General features: G+C 72.5%; 1 protein-coding gene. It reads right to left on the bottom strand.

Annotation, left to right across the window (positions count from 1 at the left end; genetic code table 11):
* On the bottom strand, positions 1 to 2,012 hold a 2,012-nt coding region (locus NX801_RS30550), incomplete at both ends, for a condensation domain-containing protein (protein ID WP_258791219.1).

The following is a 2,012-nucleotide window of genomic DNA, read 5'->3' as shown; positions in this document are numbered from 1 at the left end:
TGGAAGCGGTCCTGCATGGCGGTGAGGAAGTTGACCAGGGCTCGCTGCCCGACGACGACACCCTTGGGCAGGCCGGTCGAACCGGACGTATAGATCGCATACGCGGCCGAGTCCGCGTCCGTCCCACTCCGTACCGGGTTCGCCCCGTCGGTGTGCCGCAGCCCCTCCGCCACCGCTTCGGCGTCGAGGATCAGCACCGGCTGGCTGTCGGTGAGGATGTGGTCGATGCGGGGCGCCGGGTGATCGGGGTCGACGGGGACGTACGCCGCACCCGTCTTGAGCACGGCGAGCAGCGCGACCACCAGGTCGGCGGTGCGGGGGAGCAGAAGGGCGACGCGCTGTTCGGGTCCGGCGCCACGCTGGATCAGCCAGTGGGCGAGGCGGTTGGCGCGGGTGTTGAGCCGGCCGTAGGTGAGGCGCTGTTCGCCGCTGATCAGGGCCGGGGCGTCCGGGGTGCGGGCGGCCTGCTGCTCGAAGAGGTCCGCCACGGTGGCGTCCGTCAGCTCCCGGCCGGTGCCATTGAGCTGTTCCAGTTGCTCGCGCTCACCCGGAAGCAGCACCTCGGTGGCGCTCAGCCGGGCTCCGGGAGTGGAGACCAACTGCCGGATCAGCCGCGTGTATCGGGTGGCGAGCCGCTCCACGGTCGCGCGGTCGAAGAGATCGGTGGCGTACTCGATCCCGCCCAGGACCGTGGACCGCTCTCCCTCCCGTGGTGTCACCGGCACCAGGTTGAAGAACAGGTCGAACTTGGCTGTCCCGGTCCGCACCGGCTCCACCGTGGTCTCGACGCCCGGCAGCGACAGGTCGGGCCATCCGCCGTTCTGCCAGGCGAACATGGTCTGGAACAGGGGCTGGTACGCCGTGGAGCGGGCCGGTTCCAGGAGTTCCACCAGCCGTTCGAAGGGCAGGTCCTGCCGGTCGTAGGCGGCCAGTGAGCGGTCCCGCACCTGGTCGAGGAGCCGGTCGAAGGCGGGGTCGCCGGAGAGGTCGGCGCGCAGCACCCAGGTGTTGACGAAGAAGCCGATCAGTTCGCTGAGCGCGTCGTCGGTGCGTCCGGCGATGGGCGAGCCGATGGTGAGGTCGGTGCCGCCGCCGAGCCGGTGGAGCAGTACGGCGAGCGCGGTGTGCAGGACCATCGCGGTGGTCAGCCCGCGCTCGTGGGCCAGTCGTCCGACGGCCTCGGTGAGGTCGGCGTCCAGCCGGAAGTCGACGATGTCACCCCGGTACGAGGCGTTCGCCGGGCGCGGTCGGTCGGTCGGCAGCGGCAAGAGCTGCGGGACGGCAGCCAGTTGTTCGCGCCAGTAGGCGGACTGGCGGGCGGCCGGGCTGTCGGGGTCGGTGTCGTCGCCCAGCAGTTCGCGCTGCCAGAGGGTGTAGTCGGCGTACTGGACCGGCAGTTCGGGCCAGTCGGGCGCGGTGCCGTGGTGCCGGGCGGTGTAGGCGGTGGAGATGTCACGGGCCAGTGGGGCCATGGAGGCTCCGTCGCCGGCGATGTGGTGCAGCACCACCAGCAGGACGTGCTCCCGGGGCCCCACCCGCGCCACGGCGGCCCGCAGCGGGATCTCGCGGGCCAGGTCGAAGCCGTGCCGCGCCAGTTCCCCGGCGGTGGCCGGGTCGGTGAGCGGGACGTCGAGCCGGAGCCGGCCGGCGGGGACGATGTGCTGGTACGGCACCCCGTCGGCGTCCTCGCGGAACAGGGTGCGCAGGCTCTCGTGGCGTACGACCACGTCCCGTACGGCGGCCGTGAGCGCCTCGGTGTCCAGCTCACCGCGCAACCGCACGGCGAGCGGGATGTTGTAGGTGGCCGAGGGTCCCTCGAAGCGGTGGATGAACCACAGCCGGCGCTGGGCGTGGGAGAGCGGGAGCACATCGGGGCGTACCGCCCGGCGCAGTGCCGGGCGCACCCGGCCGGCCACCGCCGTGTCCCCCGCCAGTCGGCGGGCGAGGGCGGCCACGGTGGGCGACTGGAAGACACGCCGGATGGGGATCTCGGCGCCGAGTGTGGTGCGGAC

Origin of the sequence: Streptomyces pyxinae, from assembly GCF_024756275.1 — a bacterium.
Taxonomy (GTDB): Bacteria; Actinomycetota; Actinomycetes; order Streptomycetales; family Streptomycetaceae; genus Streptomyces; species Streptomyces pyxinae.
The sequence above is the reverse complement of the archived record's forward strand: the minus strand, read 5'-3'. Positions and strand labels throughout refer to the sequence as shown.